Below are 17813 nucleotides of genomic sequence, written 5' to 3'. Positions count from 1 at the left end.
TCTGCACCCGCCGAGGCGACAGTCACCGTCTGTAGCTGGTGCGCCCGTGGGTGCAGAGCAAAGGACGCGCGGGTGGGGGGTTGGCCGCCGGCGGCGCCTGGCTGAACTCGGCGCTGCAGGCCCCGCCGGCAATCTGGGCACAGGTGCGACCCGACGTCGCGGCCTCAGGCCGAACGGCGGCGGTGGGCGCGGCTGAGGTCGCTCGGGCGACCGGGGTCGACGTGCCGGGGCAGGTCGGGTTCGTCGGGGCGCAGCGGGGCGAGGGTGTCGGTGAGAGCGTCGATGATCCGGTCGGTGGCCCGGCGCGCCGCGCCGGGGCTCGCGGCGGTCGACTCGCCGAGGTCGACGGGGGCGCCGAAGTGCACCCGGACCACCGGGCGACGCCACAGTGAGCGGGCGACGCCGCGCAGCATTCCCCGGGGAGCCTGATAGGGGAGTACCTCGTGGGCGCCCCACTGGGCGACCGGGACGACCGGAGCGCCGCAGGCCAGGGCGAGGCGGGCGGCGCCGGTCTTACCGCGTTCGGGCCACATGCCGGGGTCCAGGCCGATGCGCCCCTCGGGGTAGATGAGGATCACCGAGCCGCGGGCGACAGCGGTGGCGGCGTCGTCGAGAGCCCGGTGGACGGCACCGGTGCCCCGGTCGACGCGGATGTGCCCGGCGTGGCGCATGGCGGCACCGAGCACCGGGGCACGGAACAGTCCGGCGGTCGCCATGATCCGGGGGGCGATGCCCCGGGTCTGGCAGGCGGCGGCCAGCACCACCGGGTCGAACGGGCTGATGTGGTTGGCGGCCAGCACCAGCGGCCCTCGGCGCAGGTGCGCGGGGACGTCGCCGGTGACCTCGAGGCGGGCCAGCAGGCCGACCAGGGCCCGGATCAGGAGCAGTGCGCCGCGCCAGATCAGCGGCGGCTGCCAGGTGGCGTACGTGGTGTCCATCAGCGCGACATCGTCGCACGCTTCGGCCCGGCCGTGCGGGCGGGTCGGCCGGATGCCCCGGGTGATCAGGGTCATTGGTCCCGGGCCGTTCCGGGCCGCCCGGCCCTGCCCATCTCTCTACGACAAGCAGTAGTATTTACTACGTCCCGTAGTACGGCTGGTTGGGGGTTTTCAGGTGGACGCGTTGGACGTTGCCCGCTGGCAGTTCGGTGTCACCACCGTCTACCACTTTCTCTTCGTGCCGCTGACCATCGGCCTGTCCGTGCTGGTGGCCATCCTGCAGACGATGTGGCACCGCACCGGCAACGAGCGCTACCTCAAACTCACCAAGTTCTACGGCAAGCTGTTCCTGATCAACTTTGCCATGGGTGTGGTCACCGGCATCGTGCAGGAGTTCCAGTTCGGCATGAACTGGAGCGACTACTCCCGCTTCGTCGGCGACATCTTCGGCGCGCCGCTGGCCATCGAGGCGCTTGTCGCGTTCTTCCTCGAATCCACCTTCATCGGCCTGTGGATCTTCGGCTGGGACCGGCTGCCCAAGCGGGCGCACCTGGCCAGCATCTGGGCCGCCGCGATCGGCACCAACCTGTCCGCGTACTTCATCCTCGCCGCGAACTCGTTCATGCAGAACCCGGTCGGCTACCGCATCAACCCCGACAGCGGACGCGCCGAGCTGACCGACTTCCCGGCCGTGCTGACCAACAAGGTCGCCCTGATCACGTTCCCGCACACCCTGGCCGGCTCGTTCCTGGTCGCCGGTTCGCTGATCGTCGCGGTCGGCCTGTGGCACGTGATCCGCAACCGCGACTCCGCCGACACCGGCGCGTACCGCTTCGCCACGAAGTTCGGCTCCTGGGTGGTCCTGGTCGCCTCCGCCGCCGTGCTGTTCACCGGCGACATCCAGGGCAAGATCATGACCGAGGTGCAGCCGATGAAGATGGCCGCCGCCGAGGGCCTCTACACCACCGAGAGCCCCGCCTCGTTCTCCGTGCTCACCATCGGCAGCCTCGACGGCAGCCGCGAGGTGTTCGCCCTCAAGATCCCGTACCTGCTGTCGTACCTGGGCACCGGCGACCCGAACGGCACCGTGCACGGCATCAACGACCTACAGGCCCAGTACGCCACCCAGTACGGCGCGGGCAGCTACACCCCGATCATCCCGGTCACCTACTGGAGCTTCCGCTTCATGATCGCCTTCGGGATGGCCGCCGGGGCCATCGCCCTGCTGGTGCTCTGGAGCCAGCGCAAGGGCCGTACACCGAGCAGCAGGTGGCTGCTGCGCGCCGGGCTGGCCATGCCGGTGCTGCCGCTGCTGGCCAACTCGTTCGGCTGGATCTTCACCGAGATGGGTCGCCAGCCGTGGATCGTCTTCGGCGAGATGCTCACCCGTAACGGGGTGTCGCGCAGCGTCTCGCTGGCCGAGGTGCTCACCTCGTTCACCGCGTTCACGCTGATCTACGCCACCCTCGCCGTCATCGAGGTCAAGTTGCTGCTGCGCTACGCCAAGGCCGGCGTACCCGACGTCAGCGAACAACCCCCCACCGACGACACCGACGACGCCGAGCGCCCGCTCGCCTTCGCCTACTGATCCCGGAGCCCATCGTGGAACTGACCACCATCTGGTTTCTCCTCGTCGCCGTGCTGTTCACCGGGTACTTCATCCTGGAGGGCTTCGACTTCGGCGTCGGCATGTTGCTGCCCGTCCTGGGCCGCGACGACCGGGAACGCCGCGTCCTGATCAACACCATCGGGCCGGTCTGGGACGGCAACGAGGTGTGGTTGATCACCGCCGGTGGCGCCATGTTCGCCGCGTTTCCCGAGTGGTACGCCACCCTCTTCTCCGGCTTCTACCTGCCGCTGCTGCTGATCCTGCTGGCCCTGATCGCCCGGGGCGTCGCGTTCGAGTACCGGCACAAGCGCCCCGAGGCGTCCTGGAAACGCCGGTGGGACACCGCGATCGTGGTCGGCTCGCTGCTGCCGGCGATCCTGTGGGGCGTCGCCTTCGCCAACATCCTGCGCGGTGTGCCGCTGGACGCCGACCACGAGTACGTCGGTGGCCTGGTCGACCTGCTGCACCCGTACGCCCTGCTGGGTGGCGCGACCACCCTCGCGCTGTTCCTCACCCACGGCGCGGTGTTCATCGCCCTGAAGACCACCGGTGACATCCGCGAGCGCGCGGGTGCCCTCGCGGTGCGCCTGGGCGTCGGCGCGGCGGTGCTCGCGGTCGGCTTCCTGAGCTGGACGTTGAGCATCCGTTCCAGCACGGCCGCCGTCGTGCTCGCCGTCGGCGCCGCCGTCGCCCTGCTCGGTGGCCTGGCCGCCGCCCGGGTACGCCGGGAGGGCTGGGCGTTCACCGGCACCGCCGTGGCGATCGGCCTGGCCGTGGCGACCCTGTTCGCGGCGCTGTTCCCGAACGTGCTGCCCTCCACCCTGGACGCGGCCGGCACGCTGACGGCCACCAACGCCGCGTCCACCCCGTACACGCTGAAGATCATGACCTGGGTGGCGGTGATCTTCACTCCGGTGGTGCTGGCCTACCAGGGCTGGACGTACTGGGTGTTCCGCAAGCGCATCGGCGTGGCCAACATCCCGCAACACTGACCGACAGGGTGCGCTCCCGGCCGGCTGGGAGGATCGTCGCCATGTGGAACCGGGATCTCGACGTGCTGGTACCGATGTGGCAGGGCGCGGACGACATCCGGGTGCGCGACGGAGCGGCCGCGCTGGGCGCCCTGACCGCGCCGGGGACGCGGCGGATCACCGTGCCGGTCGTGGCCGGCGGGTCGGAGCGGGAGAAGGGTGTCCGCCACCGGGCCGCCGTCGTCGACGCCTACCGCGCCCACCGGGACGTGCTCGCGCGGCACCACCCGAGGCGGCTGCTCACGTTGGGCGGAGACTGCGCGGTCGAGGTCGCGTCGGTGGCCCACCTCGCGGGGCACTACGCGCAACGGCTGTTCGTGCTCTGGATCGACGCACACGGCGACCTCAACACACCCGCGAGTTCGCCGAGTGGGATGGCACACGGCATGCCCCTGCGCCTGCTGCTCGACGGAGACGCGGACGCCGCGCTGCCGGCACCCGGTTGCCTGACGCCGGGCCAGGTCGCGCTGGTCGGGGTCCGAGATCTCGACCCGGCCGAGGTCGAGTACGTGCACCGGCACGACCTGACGGTGCTGGACACCGCCACGCTGGGCGCGCATCCGCCCCGGCTGGCCGAACTGCCCCCACCCGGCGCCGCGGTGTACGTGCACCTCGACCTGGACGTGCTGGACCCGTCCGCGTTGCCGGCCGTGGCCGTGCCCACCCCCGGCGGCCTGACACCCGCCGCGCTGACGCGATCGCTGACGGCGCTGCGCACACGACACCGGGTAGTCGGAGTGGGGATCACCGAGTACGTTCCGCAGGTCGAGCACGACCAGCAGGTGCTCGGCGAGGTGCTGGGCGCGCTCGGCCTGAGGGGCGACCTTCCCACCTGATGCCCGGCGGCATGCGGGCCGAAAATCGGCGGTCGGTTCCGACGCGTCTCGCTACGGTGTGCCGATGCCCGCCACCGTGCACGTACGCGAACTCACCGCTGACGACCTCGACGCCGCCTGGGAGTTGGGCCGGTTCGCGTTCGGCTCCGGCCCGGAGCGTCCCGCTCCCACCACCGTCGCGGTGCCCGGCATGACCCGCTACGGCGCGTTCGACGACGCCGGCCGACTCGTCGGCAAGGCCGTCGACCTGCACCACGACCAGTGGTGGTCGGGCCGGGCGGTGCCCGCTGCCGACGTGGCCGGTGTGGCGGTCGCCCCCGAGGCCCGTGGCCGGGGTGTGGCCCGCGCCATGCTCACCGCCCTGCTGCGCGGGGCCTACGAGCGCGGTGCGGCGGTCAGCGCCCTGTACCCGACCGTCGCCGCGCCGTACCGCGCCTGCGGGTGGGAGGCCGCCGGTGTGCTGCGCACCGTCGACCTGGCCACCGCCGTGCTGCCCCGGCACCGGCCCTCCCCGGACCTGACCGTGCGGGCCGGTACACCGGCCGACCTGCCCGCCGTCGCCGACCTCTACGAGCGCGTCGCCGGGCACCGCAACGGCATGTTGACCCGTCGGGGTGAGCTGTTCGACTTCTTCGCCGCCGACCAGGGCATGCCCGGCGACGGGCTCACCCTCGTCGAAGCCGACGGCGACCTGGTGGGCTACGCCACCTGGCAGCGGGGCCGCGGCTACGGCGCCGACTCGGTGCTCACCGTCGACGAGGCCCTGGCCGTCACGGCCGAGGCCGCCCGGGAACTCGTCGGTGTGCTCGGCAGTTGGGCCAGCGTCGCGCCGACGGTGCGGCTGTGCCCGCTCGACGGTGACGCCGTCAGCACCGTCCTGCCGCTGGAGTCGGCCCGCGACCACGAGCGGGACCTGTGGATGCACCGCCCGGTGGACGTGGCCCGGGCGGTCGCCGCGCGCGGTTGGCCCGCTCACGCCCGGGGCGTCGTCGACTTCAGCCTCACCGACCGGCTCGCCGAGTGGAACACCGGAACGTGGCGATTGGCCGTCTCCGACGGCGCCGCCGAGCTGACCCGCGTCGACGGCGAGGCGGATCTGCGGCTGGACGTACGCGGGTTCGCCCTGCTCTACGCTGGCGCCGCGCACGCCCGGTCGGTCGCGCAGGCCGGGCTGCTGCACCATCCGGCCGGTGTCGACCCGGTCACTCTCGACCTGCTGGGCGCGGGTGGCCCGGCGCAACTGCTCGACTACTTCTGACCGGCGGCGGGATGCCGACTGCCCGGTACGGTGTGCCGATGGAAATTCTGGCGCAGATCCGCTCCGGGGCAACCGTGGAGCGGCTGCTCTGCCACCCCCGCCTGCCGCTGGTGGCCGGTTGGGACGCCGACCGTCCGGCAATCCGGATCTGGGAGTACGGCGACGGGCAGGTGCGCGAGGTCGGGACCGTCGGCGCGGATTCTGCCGACTACGGCGACGACCGGTACCTGCGGACACCCTCCGCCGCCTGGCATCCGAATGAGCCGCTGCTGGTGGTGGCGGACGGTTTCGGGCTGGCCCGCTGGACACTCTCCGGCATTTCCGCGATCGACGGCGTTCCACCGATCGAATACAACCGGGACGTGGCGTTCAGTCCGGACGGCCGGACGCTCTGGTTGTCGCCCGCCGACGCGGAGGAGGGCGCGGAGTGTTCCATGACGCTCGACAACGTCTCCGGTGCGACTTCCATCGAAGCCCGTTGGGACACCGGAGTCGTGGCGCATCCGGCGGGTGGTCTCCTGGCCACCCTCCAAAGCGATCAAGGTGCCACGCTTGTGCTCTTCTCCCGAGATTCCGGGGCGGCGCTGCGGCCGCTGCGCCGAGCGCTGGTCCTCGACTGCGACGGCTACGAGACTCCGACCTTCAGCCCGGATGGGCGGCACTTCGCGGTACGAGGCAACGCCTACGACAACTCGTTGGAGGTGTTCGAATTCCCCTCGCTGCGCCGCGTCCTCGGCGTGACCCTCGGGCGGCCGTGTCCGGAGTACCCGTACCCGCAGGAGTGGCTGGACGAGATGTACTCCTGGTCCCGCCACAACGTGGTGTTCGGGCCGTTGCCCGGTGTCCTCTGGATCGGGACGCCCGAGGGTGTCGTTGTCGAGCTGAAGATTGACGGGGAGCAGTTGACCGAGCATGAGGTGCTGCCAGGGTCCGCGGTGACCGCGCTGACGGCCACCGCCACCGGTGAACTCCTCGTCGCGGGCCGCGACGGTGTGCTTGTGCTGCTGTCGGTGGGCAGTGCCGCCGCGAGCGAGGCGGCCACGGCCGCGGTGACCGAGTTCCTTGCCGGTACCTCCGAGGCCGCCGACCTGGACATGGACCACCTTGACCTCACCGACGGGACACGGACCTGGCAGGCGGGCGATCTGGAAACGGTCACCGAACACTCCACAGGCGACCCGTCCTGGCTGCGGATCCGGGCTGGCATGAACCGGCTCGGCTGAGCGGCTACGGCGAGCCGGCCGTCGGGCCGGGTACCGCGCCGGTCAGGTCGGTGTCGTCGCCAGTTCGGCGTTCGCGCGCTGGGTGATCAGGGTGAGCACCCGGGCGGCGGCGTTCGCGTCGTCGGCCGGGATGTCCCCGTACAGCCGGGCGGTGATGCCCGCGACGGCGTCGGCGATGGCGCGCTGGGTGGCGCGACCGGTGTCGGTGAGACGCAGATGCGGCTCGTCGAGCTGCGCGAGGTCGGCGTCGACGAGGGCGGCGATCACCTCGTGCACGGCCGACTCGTCGACCTTGAGGGTGGTGGTGATCCGGTGCGTGAGGTGTGCGCGTTCGACGGGGCCGTCGGCGAGGACGTTGAGCGTGAGCACCTGGCCGAAGCTGAGCCCGAGCGGGGCGACGGCGCGCTCCAGCAGGGCCCGGGTGGCGTAGTGGGCCTGGCCGATGACCTGACCGTTGAGGGTGGGAGCGGTGGACATGACGCCTCCTTCAAAACATTGGCCGCGCCAACGTTGGTTCTGCCAACGTAACACGGATCGTGGGTCGCGCCAACAATTCCTGTTAGGCTGCTGCCATGGAGTCCACCGCCCCACAGTCACCCGCCGGGCTCCGCACCACCCCGACCTGGCTGCTCAACCAGACCGCTGCCCACGCCGCCCGGCTCATCAGCGAGGGCTTCGCCGCGCACGATCTGCGCGGCTACCACTACCGGCTGCTCGCCGCGCTCACCGAGGACGGCCCCGCCAGCCAGGCCGACCTGGGCCGACGATGCGGCATCGACCGCAGCGACGTCGTCGCGGCCGTCAACGACCTGGCCGGTCGGGGACTCGTCGTACGCGCCCCCGACCCGGCCGACCGCCGCCGCAACGTCATCAGCCTCACCGACACCGGCGCCGACGAGGCCCGCCGGATGACCGACACCGTCGGCCGGGTCCAGGACGACCTGCTCGCCCCGCTGTCCACCGCCGAACGCGAGCAGCTGACCCGCCTGCTCACCCGGCTGCTGGACCACCACGCGCGGCGCTGAGCACCCTCAGCGCGCCTCGCGCAGCTCCGCCAGGCGGGCCTCGATCTCGGCCAACTCGGCGCGCAGCTTCTCGGCCTGCTGCTCCGCCTCGGCCCGCTCGGTGCCGAGGATCTGCTCCACCGCCTCCTGCACCCCGGGCACGTCGACCAGGGCCACCATCTTCAACGCCTCCGCCGGCTTCACCACGTACGGCTTGGCCAGGGCCTTGGTGCCCTGCTGCGCGGCGACGGTCCACTCACCGTCGGCGTACGCCAAGGTCACCGTGAGGCCCGCGGGGCCCTTCGGCTTGACGGCCTTGACCGCCCGCCGCGCCGGCGGCTTCTCCGTCTGCTCCACCTTCGGCTCCTCCTGTCGCTGCGCGGGCACCCGCGGCGTGTCCAACACGAACTCCGGCGCCACCACCGGCGACTCCGGCTCGGGCTCCGGCTTCGGCTCCACCACCCGACGAGTGACGCCCTTGGGCGCCACCGCCAGGTCGGCGGGGGAGAACGGCAACTCGTCGCGGCCGAAACGCACCACCACGAACTCGTCGGACACCTCCGGGTCGGTCAGCTCGATCACCTGACCGACCTGCCCGGCGATCTGCCCCGCCGACGCGGTGAACACCACCCGCGGTTTACGCCCCGCCGCCAACGCCTCCCGGATGCTCTGCACCTCGTCAGTGGACAAACCCTGGCCGGCATCCATCACAACCCTCTTCCGTACACCTGTTTGATTTCTGTCTTGATACCAGCCGGCTGCGACACCCGCCGCACAGGGCCCACGCCCACTCAGCCGCCCAACGCCCGCAGCGCCCGATCCGCGTGGTCGTTCATGCTGACCTCGCTGTGGATCACCTCGATGATCCGCCGATCGGCGCCGATCACGAAGGTCATCCGCTTCGTGCTCAACGGCCCCAACGGCACCCGCCGCTTCACCCCGAACTGCTGCGCCACCGTGCCGTCCGCATCGGACAACAACGGGTAGTCGAACCCGTGCAGCTTCGAGAACTCCGCCTGCTTCGCCACCGGGTCCCGGCTGATGCCCACCCGCGACGCGCCCAGCGCCGTGAACTCCGCCGCGAGGTCCCGGAAGTGGCAGCTCTCCGCGGTGCAGCCCCGCGTCATCGCACCCGGGTAGAAGAACAGCACCACCGGCCCGGTTGCCAGGAACTCCGACAGCCGCCGCGGCGTGCCCGTCTCATCGGGCAGCTCGAAATCCTGCACCACGTCCCCGACACCCACACCCGCCACCGCGCACCTCCGTTGTCCGATCGACCGAACGCGCGGTGAGCGTAAGCGATCACTCCCAGAGCGCCGCCACCTCGTCGGCCACCGCATCGGCGCGCCGCACCCGCCCGCCGCGCCGGGGTCCAGCACGTTACGACCGATCGCCGTCCGCGTCGCCGCGTCCGGCGTCACCACCACCCTCGACGACCGAACCGCGCCGGTCACGGTAGCGTCGGCGCGTCCTGATCCGACAGCCCTGGAGGCACCGTGGCACCGGTCACCGTCATCACCGGCGGCGGTCGCGGCATCGGCGCGGCCACCGCCCGCCGCCTCGCCTCCGCCGGTCACCACATCGCGCTGTGCTACCGCCGCGACGAGGCCGCCGCCGCCACCGTCCTGGCCGACCTGCACGCGACCGGCGCACAGGCCATCGCGGTACGCGCCGACACCACCGACCCCGACCAGGTCGCCGAACTGTTCGACGCCGCCGCCCGCCTCGGTCCGCTCACCGGCCTGGTCAACAACGCCGGCGTCACCAGCCCCATCGGGCCCTTCACCGAGCTGCGCGTCGAGGACCTGCGCCGGGTCGTCGACGTCAACCTCGTCGGTTACGTCCTCTGCGCCCAGCAGGCCGCTCGCCGGCTCACCGAGGGCGGCGCGATCGTCAACGTGTCCTCGGCCGCCGCGACCCTCGGCAGCCCGGGGGAGTACGTGCACTACGCCGCGGTGAAGGCCGCCACCGACACCCTCACCGTGGGCCTGGCCAAGGAACTCGCCCCGCAGGGCGTCCGGGTCAACGCCGTCGCCCCCGGCATCGTGCGCACCGACATCCACGCCGACTCCGGGGTGCCCGACCGCGCCGACTCCGCCGTCGGCCGCATCCCGCTGGGCCGCGCCGGCGAACCCGACGAGATCGCCGCCGCGATCGCCTGGCTGCTCGGCCCGGACGCCTCCTACGCCACCGGCACGGTCCTACGGGTGTCCGGTGGCCTGTGAGCCGGGGCGCGCAGCGCGCCCCGGCTCACCGCTCAGTGGGTGAACAGCTTCGCCGCCGTGATGACGGTCTGCGCCACCCCGTAGCCGAGCAGCACCGCCACCACCAACCAGGAGATCCACAACCGGGCCTGCTGCCCGTTACGGCTGTCGTCACTCATCGCGTCCCACTCCTCTGCGCCGTCGTGTCCTCGTCCACGTCCTGTGGTGCCGACGGCTCGTGGTAACGCTGCGGCACCGGCCGCACCAACAGGTTCGCCACGAAGCCCACCGCGAGGACCCCCACCATGGTGAACAGCGCCGGCCGGTACGCCGCCGCCGTCAACGTGCCCGGCTTGCCCTGCGCGTCGAGGAACCCGTTGACGATCAGCGGACCCGCGATCCCCGCCGCCGACCACGCGGTCAGCAACCGGCCGTGGATCGCACCGACCTGGAACGTGCCGAACAGGTCCCGCAGGTACGCCGGCACGGTCGCGAACCCACCGCCGTAGAACGACAGGATCACGCAGGCCAACAACACGAACACACCCGTCGCGGTCTGCCCCACGAGGGCCAGCAGCGCGTACAGCACCATGCCGACACCCAGGTACACCAGGTAGATCGGCTTACGGCCGATGACGTCCGACGTGGACGACCAGACGAACCGGCCCGCCATGTTGAACAGCGACAGCAGTCCCACGAACCCACCGGCCGCCGCGACGGTCACCGCCGAGGTGCCGTTGTCCCGGAAGAAGTCCTGGATCATCGGGCTGGCCTGCTCCAGGATGCCGATACCAGCGGTCACGTTGCAGAACAGCACCACCCACAGCAGCCAGAACGAGCGGGTCTTCAGCGCGTTGGCCGCCGACACGTTCGCCGTGGTGACAAGCGGTTTCGCCGCCACACTCGCGGGGTCGAAACCGGCCGGCCGCCAACCCTCGGCCGGCACCCGCACGTTCGCCACTCCGAACATCATGACCACGAAGTAGCCCAGGCCCAGCGTCACGAACAACCACACCAGGGCGCTACCCGACGCCGTCGAGCCCGCGTTGGCCGGGTCGTAGCCGGGGTCGTAGAACGACAGGAGCTGCCGGGACAGGGGAGAGGCGACCATCGCCCCACCACCGAACCCCATGATCGCCAAACCGGTGGCCAGCCCCGGCCGGTCCGGGAACCACTTGATCAAGGTGGAGACGGGGGAGATGTAGCCGATGCCCAGACCGATACCGCCGAGCAACCCGTAGCCCAGATACAGCAACCACAGTTGCTTCGTGGCGATGCCCAACGACCCCACCAGGAAACCCGCCGCCCAGAAGCAGGCCGAGACGAACATCGCCTTACGCGGCCCGTTCGCCTCCACCCAGGTCCCGGCGACCGCGGCGGACAACCCCAGCATCACGATCGCGATACTGAAGATCACCCCGATCGCGGTCTGACTGGTGTCGAAGTGGGCGATCAGCGAGTTCTTGTAGACGCTTGTCGCGTAGACCTGGCCGATGCAGAGGTGGATGGCCAACGCCGCCGGGGGAATGAGCCACCGGCTGTAGCCGGGCGGCGCGACAGTGTGCCGACGATCGAGTGCGGAAAGCATGCGCTGCTTCCTCTCCGGTGAGGACGAGACGTCCCCACAACGTGCCCCCCGCACACACAAGCGGCAAACCTCGGCAGCGCCGGGTGGTCGATACCGTGAGCTGAGCGGTCACTCAGCAACCCGGGCGGCGGCTACCGGGCGGCCGGCTGCGCCTGCCACACCCAGTTACGCCGCTCGTACAGCGGGCTCATACCCAACCGACGCATGTTGTCCAGCGACGGATTCGACGAACCCGGCGCGGGTCGGCCCGTCTCGGCGGCGACCCACCGGCAACCGGCCGCCCCGGCGGCGGCCACCCGGGCCGCCAACAGGCCCGACTGCGCGCCCCGACCCCGATGTGTCGGCAGGGTGGCACCCGTGTTGAGCGAGCCGACCTCGCCGTGCACGAACAGGTTCGCGGCCGCCACCATCTGCGCACCGTCCCACGCGGCGAACGGGCGGAAACCGGGATCACGCACGCTCGCGGCCAGCATCGGCCCCAGGTGTTCCTCGGGCATCCCGAAGCAGCGCAGCACCACCGACGCCCACTCGCGCACCGACTCGTCCGGGACCGGACCCACCCGCAGGTCGGTGCCACCCGGGTGCAGGGCGTCGATCTCACCGGCGAGCTTGACCCACACACCGCCCGCCGTGATGTTCTCCCGCACGCAGATCTCGTCCCAGTCCGCCGGCAACCGGTCCGGCGCGATCTGGATGACCGCACCCGGCGTGCCCTCGGCGCGGTAGAAGTCGCACACCTGGGCGATCAACTCGCCCGTCACCGGCTCGTCGACGCCGAACCCGAGCGCCTTGGACCAGTAGCCGGTCGGGTCGTGGCGCATCGACAGCACCACCCCGCCGCCCATCCTGGCGGTCCGAATCCCGAGCGCGTCCCGCACGTCGGCCGGCGCACCCGACTCGTACCGGAACATGAACTCGGCCTCGACCAGCTCGGCGAGCGCGCCTACCGTCTCAACAGGTGCCATTCGGCACAGCCTGCCAGGGTGCGACGCGCTCCGGCGCCGGCGACGCCGGCGCCGTGAGCAGCGCCACTACCGCAGGTCCGGGGCGTGCCAGCCGCCGGCGAGGGCCTCGGCGTCCGCCGGACCCCAACTGCCCTTGTCGTACGACCGCACCGGCGCCGGCAGGTCCAGGATCGGCTCGACGATGCGCCACTCCTGCTCGATCGTCTCCGCACGGGCAAACCGCAGGTGCTGCCCGTCCATCGCGTCGTCGAGCAACCGCTCGTACGCCTCCTGGCGACGACCGAAAACCGACCCGAAGTCGACGGACAGATCCACCGGACGGCTCGCCACCTCGGCGCCCGGGCTCTTCGCCTGGATCGACATCGTGATGCCATCACCGCGCCCGAGGCGGAACCGCAACAGGTTCGCGGCGGTCGCCGTGCCCCGCTCCGCCGGGATCAGCGAGCGCTGCGGCTGCTTGAACTCGACCACGACCTCCGTCGCCGTCCCCGGCAGAGACTTACCGGTACGCAGGTGGAACGGCACGCCCGCCCAACGGGGGGAGTCGACCGTCAACCGGGTCGCCACGAACGTCTCCGTGTTGGAATCGGCGGCGACGCCCGGCTCGTCGCGGTAGCCGGCGTACTGCCCCCGCACCGTGGACTCCGGCGACAACGGGGCGATCTGCCGCAACACCGCGGCCTCCGCCTCCCGGAACGCCTCCGTGTCCTCACTGGCGGGCGCCTCCATCGCGATCAACGCGACGACCTGCAGGATGTGGTTCTGCAGCACGTCCCGGGTGGCGCCCACCGTGTCGTAGAACCCGGCCCGACCCTGCGTGCCGAAACCCTCCGCGAGGGTCACCTGGACGTTGTCGATGTGCTCGTTGTTCCACAGCGGCTCGAACAACCGGTTGGCGAACCGGAAGGCGTAGAGACCCTCGACGGCCTCCTTGCCCAGATAATGGTCGATGCGGAACACCCGCTCGGGGTCGAACGCGGCGCGCAGGGTGCGATCCAGCTCACGGGACGACGCCAGGTCACGCCCGAACGGCTTCTCCACGATCACCCGGCCCCGGTCGGCCAGCCCGACCGCCGCGAGGCCCTCGACGACGGACCCGAACACCGCCGGAGGAATCGCCAGGTAGAAGACCGGCCGTTCGGCGTCGCCCAGGCGCTCGGCCAGCCGCTGGTACGTCGTCGGGTCGGCGTAGTCGCCGGAGATCATCGAAAGGTTGGCCGCCAGCCCGTCGAAGGTCTCGTCGTCGATCTGGTCGCTGGCCTCCAGCACCGACTTGCGGGCCATGGTGACGAGCTGCTGGTCGTCCCAGGGGGAGCGGGCCACGCCGATCACCGGGACGCCGAGGCGGTCGCGCCGGGTCAACTCGTACAGCGCCGGGAACAGCTTCTTCGAGACGAGGTCGCCGGTGACGCCGAACAGCACCACCGCGTCTGAGCGCATGTGCATGGCACTTCCATTCGATCATCTGATTCTGATCTTCCGAACGGAGAACGGCGCGACCCACCTCGGGAATTCCCTGGCAGGCGACGCACGTGAGGTCAGCGACAGCGACGGCGCTCACCGTGCGCAGGGGTGTATGGGCACCCCCGCGCTGCACCACCCGGTGCAGAATTCGACCATGCGCCTCACCTTCGACCGATCACCCGGAACCGGGCCGGAGGTCGTCTGCCTGCCCATGTTCAGCACGACCCGCGTCGCCACGGCCGCCGCCCTGGCACCCGCCCTCTCCGGCGCCGACCTGCGCGAGACGTACCTCGACCTGCCCGGGCACGGAGACACCCCGGCGAACTGCCCGGCCACGTCCCAGGCGGTGCTGGACAGCGTGTGCGCGTGGCTCGACCAGCACGTCGACGCGCCCGTCCTGCTGGCCGGCGTCTCCTACGGCGCGTACCTCGCCGCGGGGGTCGCCCGCCAACGACCGGACCTGACCCGCGGGCTGCTCCTCGTCTGCCCGGGCGTCACCATCGCGCCGAGCAGCCGCACCCTGCCCGAGCACCGCCCGCCGCCGGGACCCACCGGCTGGCTCGACGAGGCCCCCACCGACCTTCGCGCGCACCTCGACGCCGCCCTGGGCCACCGCACCCCGGCCGTCGTCGGCACGGTGCTCGCCGCCCTCGCCGCCGGTGGCCCCGGCGACGAGACCTTCCAACGGGCCCTTCGGACCGGCCCCGGATACGCGCTGCCCGACGAGGACGTCGACACCCCCTTCCACGGCCCGGTCAGCGTGCTCACCGGCCGGCAGGACGGCGTCGTCGGCTACACCGACCAGTTCCACGCCATGCGCCGCTACCCCCGTGGCACCTACACGAGCATCGACGAGGCCGGCCACTACCTGCCCTTCGAACAACCGGCCCTGCTGCGCGCGCAGACCCAGGACTGGCTGCGGCGAACCCGCGCCTGACCGACCGATCCGGCAGCACACCCTGACTTTTGTCATGAGCACCCTGTGCACCACACATCGAAGCTCATGACTAACTGCACTGTGGCGCGTCCCGTCCCGTCCACGAGACTCGATCCAGCGCGCCGGCACGACAGCCGGCCGGGTTCGAGACGGGAGGCAGGACAGTGGACGAGCGCTACGACAGCTACTGCGCCGCGGATCGACTGTTCTACGACTCGCTCGGCACCGCCGTCGCACAGCCCCTCTTCCCGGCCGCCGACCGGCCGGTGCCACCCGGATGGCGCCGCGAGCCGCTCGACGACTGGTTGATCTACGGCCCGGACGGCGGCTCGCTACCCCAGCAGGGCTGGAAGATCCACATCTCGGCCACGCTGACGAACGCCGACCGGATACTGGACACCGTCTGGGACTACTGCGTACCCCGTGGCCTGTCCTTCAAGTTCCTCCGCGGACCCCGCACCCTGCTGCTGCGCAACTCCAAGTACGCCGCCCGAGCCGCCAGCGGCAAGTTCGTCACGGTCTACCCACGCGACGACGCGGAGCTGGAGCTGACCTGCAAGGAACTCGACGAACTGCTGGCCGGAGAGCCCGGACCGTACGTCCTCAGCGACCTGCGCTACGGAACCGGGCCGGTCCACGTGCGCTACGGGGGCTTCGCCGCCCGCTACTGCCACTCCCCGGACGGCCAGGTGGTCCCGGCGATCGAGGACGACTCCGGCACCCTCGTGCCCGACCGCCGCGAACCCGTCTTCCACCTGCCGTCCTGGATCACCCTGCCCGACTTCCTCGGCCCACACCTGGCCGCCCGCAACGAGACCAACACCAACGAGGTGCCCTACCGCATCGAGCGGGTCATCCACTTCTCCAACGGCGGCGGACTGTACGTGGGCCGGGACCTGCGTACCGACACCCAGGTGGTACTCAAGGAGGCCCGACCGCACGCCGGCCTGGACGCCGATGGCACCGACGCGGTCGCCCGGCTGGCCCGCGAGGCCACGGCCCTGCGGCAACTCGCCGACCTACCGCAGGTCCCGCACGTGCACGACGAGTTCACCCTCGGCGAGCACCACTTCCTCGCGCTCGAATTCATCGAGGGTCGACCGCTGAACAAGGCCCTTGTCGACCGGTACCCACTGATCGACGCCGACGCGACGCACGACGACCGCGAGGCGTACACCCGCTGGGCCCGACACGTCTACGAACAGGTCGACTCCCTCATCACGGCGATCCACGAACGCGGCCTGGTCTACGGTGACCTGCACCTGTTCAACATCATGATCCGCCCCGACGACCAGGTCGCCCTGGTCGACTTCGAGGTCGCCGCCCCGATCGCCGGACACCGCCGACCCGGGCTGCGCAACCAGGGCTTCGCCGCACCACGCGACCGCACCGGACCGGCGGTCGACCGCTACGCCCTGGCCTGCCTGCGACTGGCGCTGTTCCTGCCACTGACCCAACTGGTCCGCCTCGCCCCCGCCAAAGTGGCACATCTCGCCGACATCATCGCCACGAACCTCCCGGTGCCCCGGTCCTTCCTCGACCCGGCCGTCCGAGAGATCACCGGGGAGGCCCCGCCCACCACCGGCCTCGACGCGCACCTCGGCCACTGGCCGACCCCCCGGAACCGGCTCACCACAGCGATCCTGGCCAGCGCCACCCCCGAACGCGACGACCGGCTCTATCCCGGTGACATCGAACAGTTCCGCACCGGCGGCCTCAACCTCGCCCACGGCGCCGCAGGCGTCCTGTACGCCCTGCACACCAGCGGCGCCGACCGCCAACCCGAACACGAACAGTGGCTGGTACGGCGAGCAACGGCACCCCCCTCCGGCACCCGCTGCGGCTTCTACGACGGGCTGCACGGCGTGGCCTACGCCCTGGAACACCTCGGCCGCCGACAGGACGCCCTCGACGTCCTCGACATCTGCCTGCGCCAACCCCTCGACGGCCTCGACCACAGCCTCGCCAGCGGACTGTCCGGAATCGCCCTCAACCTGGCCGAACTCGCCGCCCGCACCGGCGAGACGACACTCCGCGACGCCGCCTGGCAGGCCGCCGAACGCGTCATCGACCAACTCGACGACGACCCGGGCCCGGACATCAGCGGCGGACGCCACCCGTACGCCGGGCTGCTGCGCGGCCGCACCGGCGCCGCGCTGATGGCCCTGCGACTACACGAACTCACCAACGACGACACCCTGCTCCGACACGCCGCCACGGCCCTACGGCAGGACCTGCGCCGCTGCGTACTACGCCCGGACGGCGCACTGGAGGTCAACGAAGGCTGGCGGACCATGCCCTACCTGGCCAACGGCAGCGTCGGTATCGGACTGGTCATCGACCAGTACCTACGCCACCGCGCCGACGACCAGTTCACCGAGGCGAGCGCGGGAATCCGCCGCGCGACACGCTCACCGTTCTACGCCCAGTCCGGGCTCTTCGCCGGCCGCGCCGGCATCATCACCTACCTCGCCGCCTCCACCGACGACACCGACCGCCGCCAACTCACCGCGCAGCTGGACCGGCTGGCCTGGCACGCGCTGCCGTACTCCGACGGCACCGCCTTCCCCGGCGAGCAGCTGCTGCGCCTGTCCATGGACCTCGGCACCGGCACCGCCGGCGTGCTCTTCGCGCTGGCCTGCGCCCAGCACGACACGCCACCGACGCTGCCGTTCCTCACGCCCCTCCCGGGCACACAGACCCCCTCGCCACACGAGGGAGACCTACACCACCGACGAAACGAAGGGAGGTGACAC

The 17813-nt window shown here is 71.3% G+C and carries 17 protein-coding genes; 9 read left to right on the top strand and 8 right to left on the bottom strand.

Features of this window, described 5'->3' with window-relative positions:
• Nucleotides 1-164: 164 nt before the first annotated feature.
• On the bottom strand, nucleotides 165-938 hold the full coding sequence (locus tag ABGB10_RS11735; RefSeq protein WP_347661163.1) for a lysophospholipid acyltransferase family protein: 774 nt from the start codon (nucleotides 936-938) through the stop codon (nucleotides 165-167).
• Nucleotides 939-1113: 175 nt separating this feature from the next.
• Between ABGB10_RS11735 and ABGB10_RS11730 the strand changes: the two genes are divergently transcribed.
• The 5 genes from ABGB10_RS11730 (at nucleotide 1114) to ABGB10_RS11710 (ending at nucleotide 6895) form a co-directional block, all read left to right on the top strand.
• On the top strand, nucleotides 1114-2526 hold the full coding sequence (locus ABGB10_RS11730; RefSeq protein WP_347660897.1) for a cytochrome ubiquinol oxidase subunit I: 1413 nt from the start codon (nucleotides 1114-1116) through the stop codon (nucleotides 2524-2526).
• Nucleotides 2527-2540: 14 nt separating this feature from the next.
• A complete protein-coding gene (gene cydB, locus ABGB10_RS11725) occupies nucleotides 2541-3539 on the top strand; it encodes a cytochrome d ubiquinol oxidase subunit II (protein WP_347660896.1) in 999 nt (332 codons plus the stop codon).
• Between the two features lie 41 nt (nucleotides 3540-3580).
• Complete coding sequence (locus ABGB10_RS11720) at nucleotides 3581-4414, top strand: arginase family protein (protein WP_347660895.1); 834 nt, start codon at nucleotides 3581-3583, stop codon at nucleotides 4412-4414.
• 64 nt (nucleotides 4415-4478) lie between these two features.
• Nucleotides 4479-5672: a GNAT family N-acetyltransferase gene (locus ABGB10_RS11715; protein WP_347660894.1), complete on the top strand. Its 1194-nt coding sequence runs from the start codon at nucleotides 4479-4481 to the stop codon at nucleotides 5670-5672.
• A gap of 38 nt (nucleotides 5673-5710) precedes the next feature.
• Nucleotides 5711-6895, top strand: a complete 1185-nt coding sequence (locus tag ABGB10_RS11710; protein ID WP_347660893.1) for a hypothetical protein — start codon at nucleotides 5711-5713, stop codon at nucleotides 6893-6895.
• 42 nt (nucleotides 6896-6937) lie between these two features.
• Here the strand turns inward: ABGB10_RS11710 and ABGB10_RS11705 are convergent, their stop codons facing one another.
• Complete coding sequence (locus tag ABGB10_RS11705) at nucleotides 6938-7372, bottom strand: hypothetical protein (RefSeq protein ID WP_347660892.1); 435 nt, start codon at nucleotides 7370-7372, stop codon at nucleotides 6938-6940.
• A 95-nt stretch (nucleotides 7373-7467) separates the two neighbouring features.
• Here ABGB10_RS11705 and ABGB10_RS11700 point away from each other — a divergent pair, with 95 nt between their 5' ends.
• Nucleotides 7468-7920: a MarR family transcriptional regulator gene (locus ABGB10_RS11700; RefSeq protein WP_347660891.1), complete on the top strand. Its 453-nt coding sequence runs from the start codon at nucleotides 7468-7470 to the stop codon at nucleotides 7918-7920.
• Nucleotides 7921-7926: 6 nt separating this feature from the next.
• Here the strand turns inward: ABGB10_RS11700 and ABGB10_RS11695 are convergent, their stop codons facing one another.
• Nucleotides 7927-8607: a hypothetical protein gene (locus ABGB10_RS11695; RefSeq protein WP_347660890.1), complete on the bottom strand. Its 681-nt coding sequence runs from the start codon at nucleotides 8605-8607 to the stop codon at nucleotides 7927-7929.
• An 83-nt stretch (nucleotides 8608-8690) separates the two neighbouring features.
• A complete protein-coding gene (locus ABGB10_RS11690; RefSeq protein WP_347660889.1) occupies nucleotides 8691-9152 on the bottom strand; it encodes a peroxiredoxin in 462 nt (153 codons plus the stop codon).
• Between the two features lie 243 nt (nucleotides 9153-9395).
• Between ABGB10_RS11690 and ABGB10_RS11685 the strand changes: the two genes are divergently transcribed.
• Entirely contained in the window at nucleotides 9396-10124 is a 729-nt protein-coding gene (locus ABGB10_RS11685; RefSeq protein ID WP_347660888.1) for an SDR family oxidoreductase, read from the top strand.
• Nucleotides 10125-10156: 32 nt separating this feature from the next.
• Here ABGB10_RS11685 and ABGB10_RS11680 read toward each other — a convergent pair whose 3' ends face one another.
• The 4 genes from ABGB10_RS11680 to zwf form a co-directional block, all read right to left on the bottom strand.
• Nucleotides 10157-10282 (bottom strand): hypothetical protein, encoded by a 126-nt coding sequence (locus tag ABGB10_RS11680; RefSeq protein WP_269678893.1) that lies wholly within the window; start codon nucleotides 10280-10282, stop codon nucleotides 10157-10159.
• Entirely contained in the window at nucleotides 10279-11691 is a 1413-nt protein-coding gene (locus ABGB10_RS11675) for an OFA family MFS transporter (protein ID WP_347660887.1), read from the bottom strand. Before ABGB10_RS11675 ends, ABGB10_RS11680 begins: the two co-directional genes overlap by 4 nt.
• A gap of 131 nt (nucleotides 11692-11822) precedes the next feature.
• Nucleotides 11823-12656 carry a hypothetical protein gene (locus ABGB10_RS11670; protein WP_347660886.1) on the bottom strand — a complete coding sequence of 278 codons (834 nt, stop codon included), beginning with the start codon at nucleotides 12654-12656 and terminating at the stop codon, nucleotides 11823-11825.
• A gap of 66 nt (nucleotides 12657-12722) precedes the next feature.
• Entirely contained in the window at nucleotides 12723-14102 is a 1380-nt protein-coding gene (zwf, locus tag ABGB10_RS11665; protein WP_347660885.1) for a glucose-6-phosphate dehydrogenase, read from the bottom strand.
• A gap of 172 nt (nucleotides 14103-14274) precedes the next feature.
• Here zwf and ABGB10_RS11660 point away from each other — a divergent pair, with 172 nt between their 5' ends.
• Nucleotides 14275-15057: an alpha/beta hydrolase gene (locus tag ABGB10_RS11660; RefSeq protein WP_347660884.1), complete on the top strand. Its 783-nt coding sequence runs from the start codon at nucleotides 14275-14277 to the stop codon at nucleotides 15055-15057.
• A 164-nt stretch (nucleotides 15058-15221) separates the two neighbouring features.
• On the top strand, nucleotides 15222-17810 hold the full coding sequence (gene lanKC / locus ABGB10_RS11655; protein ID WP_347660883.1) for a class III lanthionine synthetase LanKC: 2589 nt from the start codon (nucleotides 15222-15224) through the stop codon (nucleotides 17808-17810).
• Nucleotides 17811-17813: the final 3 nt, after the last annotated feature.

Source organism: Micromonospora sp. B9E7 (assembly GCF_039871815.1).
GTDB lineage: Bacteria > Actinomycetota > Actinomycetes > Mycobacteriales > Micromonosporaceae > Micromonospora.
Note: the sequence above shows the minus strand (reverse complement) of the source record. Positions and strands in the feature narration are given on the sequence as shown.

Coding starts and splice junctions, on each gene's coding strand:
- ABGB10_RS11735 (WP_347661163.1), bottom strand. CDS start 938: ATGGACACCACGTACGCCACCTGGCAGCCGCCGCTGATCTGGCGCGGC.
- ABGB10_RS11720 (WP_347660895.1), top strand. CDS start 3,581: ATGTGGAACCGGGATCTCGACGTGCTGGTACCGATGTGGCAGGGCGCG.
- ABGB10_RS11715 (WP_347660894.1), top strand. CDS start 4,479: ATGCCCGCCACCGTGCACGTACGCGAACTCACCGCTGACGACCTCGAC.
- ABGB10_RS11710 (WP_347660893.1), top strand. CDS start 5,711: ATGGAAATTCTGGCGCAGATCCGCTCCGGGGCAACCGTGGAGCGGCTG.
- ABGB10_RS11705 (WP_347660892.1), bottom strand. CDS start 7,372: ATGTCCACCGCTCCCACCCTCAACGGTCAGGTCATCGGCCAGGCCCAC.
- ABGB10_RS11700 (WP_347660891.1), top strand. CDS start 7,468: ATGGAGTCCACCGCCCCACAGTCACCCGCCGGGCTCCGCACCACCCCG.
- ABGB10_RS11695 (WP_347660890.1), bottom strand. CDS start 8,607: ATGGATGCCGGCCAGGGTTTGTCCACTGACGAGGTGCAGAGCATCCGG.
- ABGB10_RS11680 (WP_269678893.1), bottom strand. CDS start 10,282: ATGAGTGACGACAGCCGTAACGGGCAGCAGGCCCGGTTGTGGATCTCC.
- ABGB10_RS11675 (WP_347660887.1), bottom strand. CDS start 11,691: ATGCTTTCCGCACTCGATCGTCGGCACACTGTCGCGCCGCCCGGCTAC.
- ABGB10_RS11670 (WP_347660886.1), bottom strand. CDS start 12,656: ATGGCACCTGTTGAGACGGTAGGCGCGCTCGCCGAGCTGGTCGAGGCC.
- zwf (WP_347660885.1), bottom strand. CDS start 14,102: ATGCACATGCGCTCAGACGCGGTGGTGCTGTTCGGCGTCACCGGCGAC.
- ABGB10_RS11660 (WP_347660884.1), top strand. CDS start 14,275: ATGCGCCTCACCTTCGACCGATCACCCGGAACCGGGCCGGAGGTCGTC.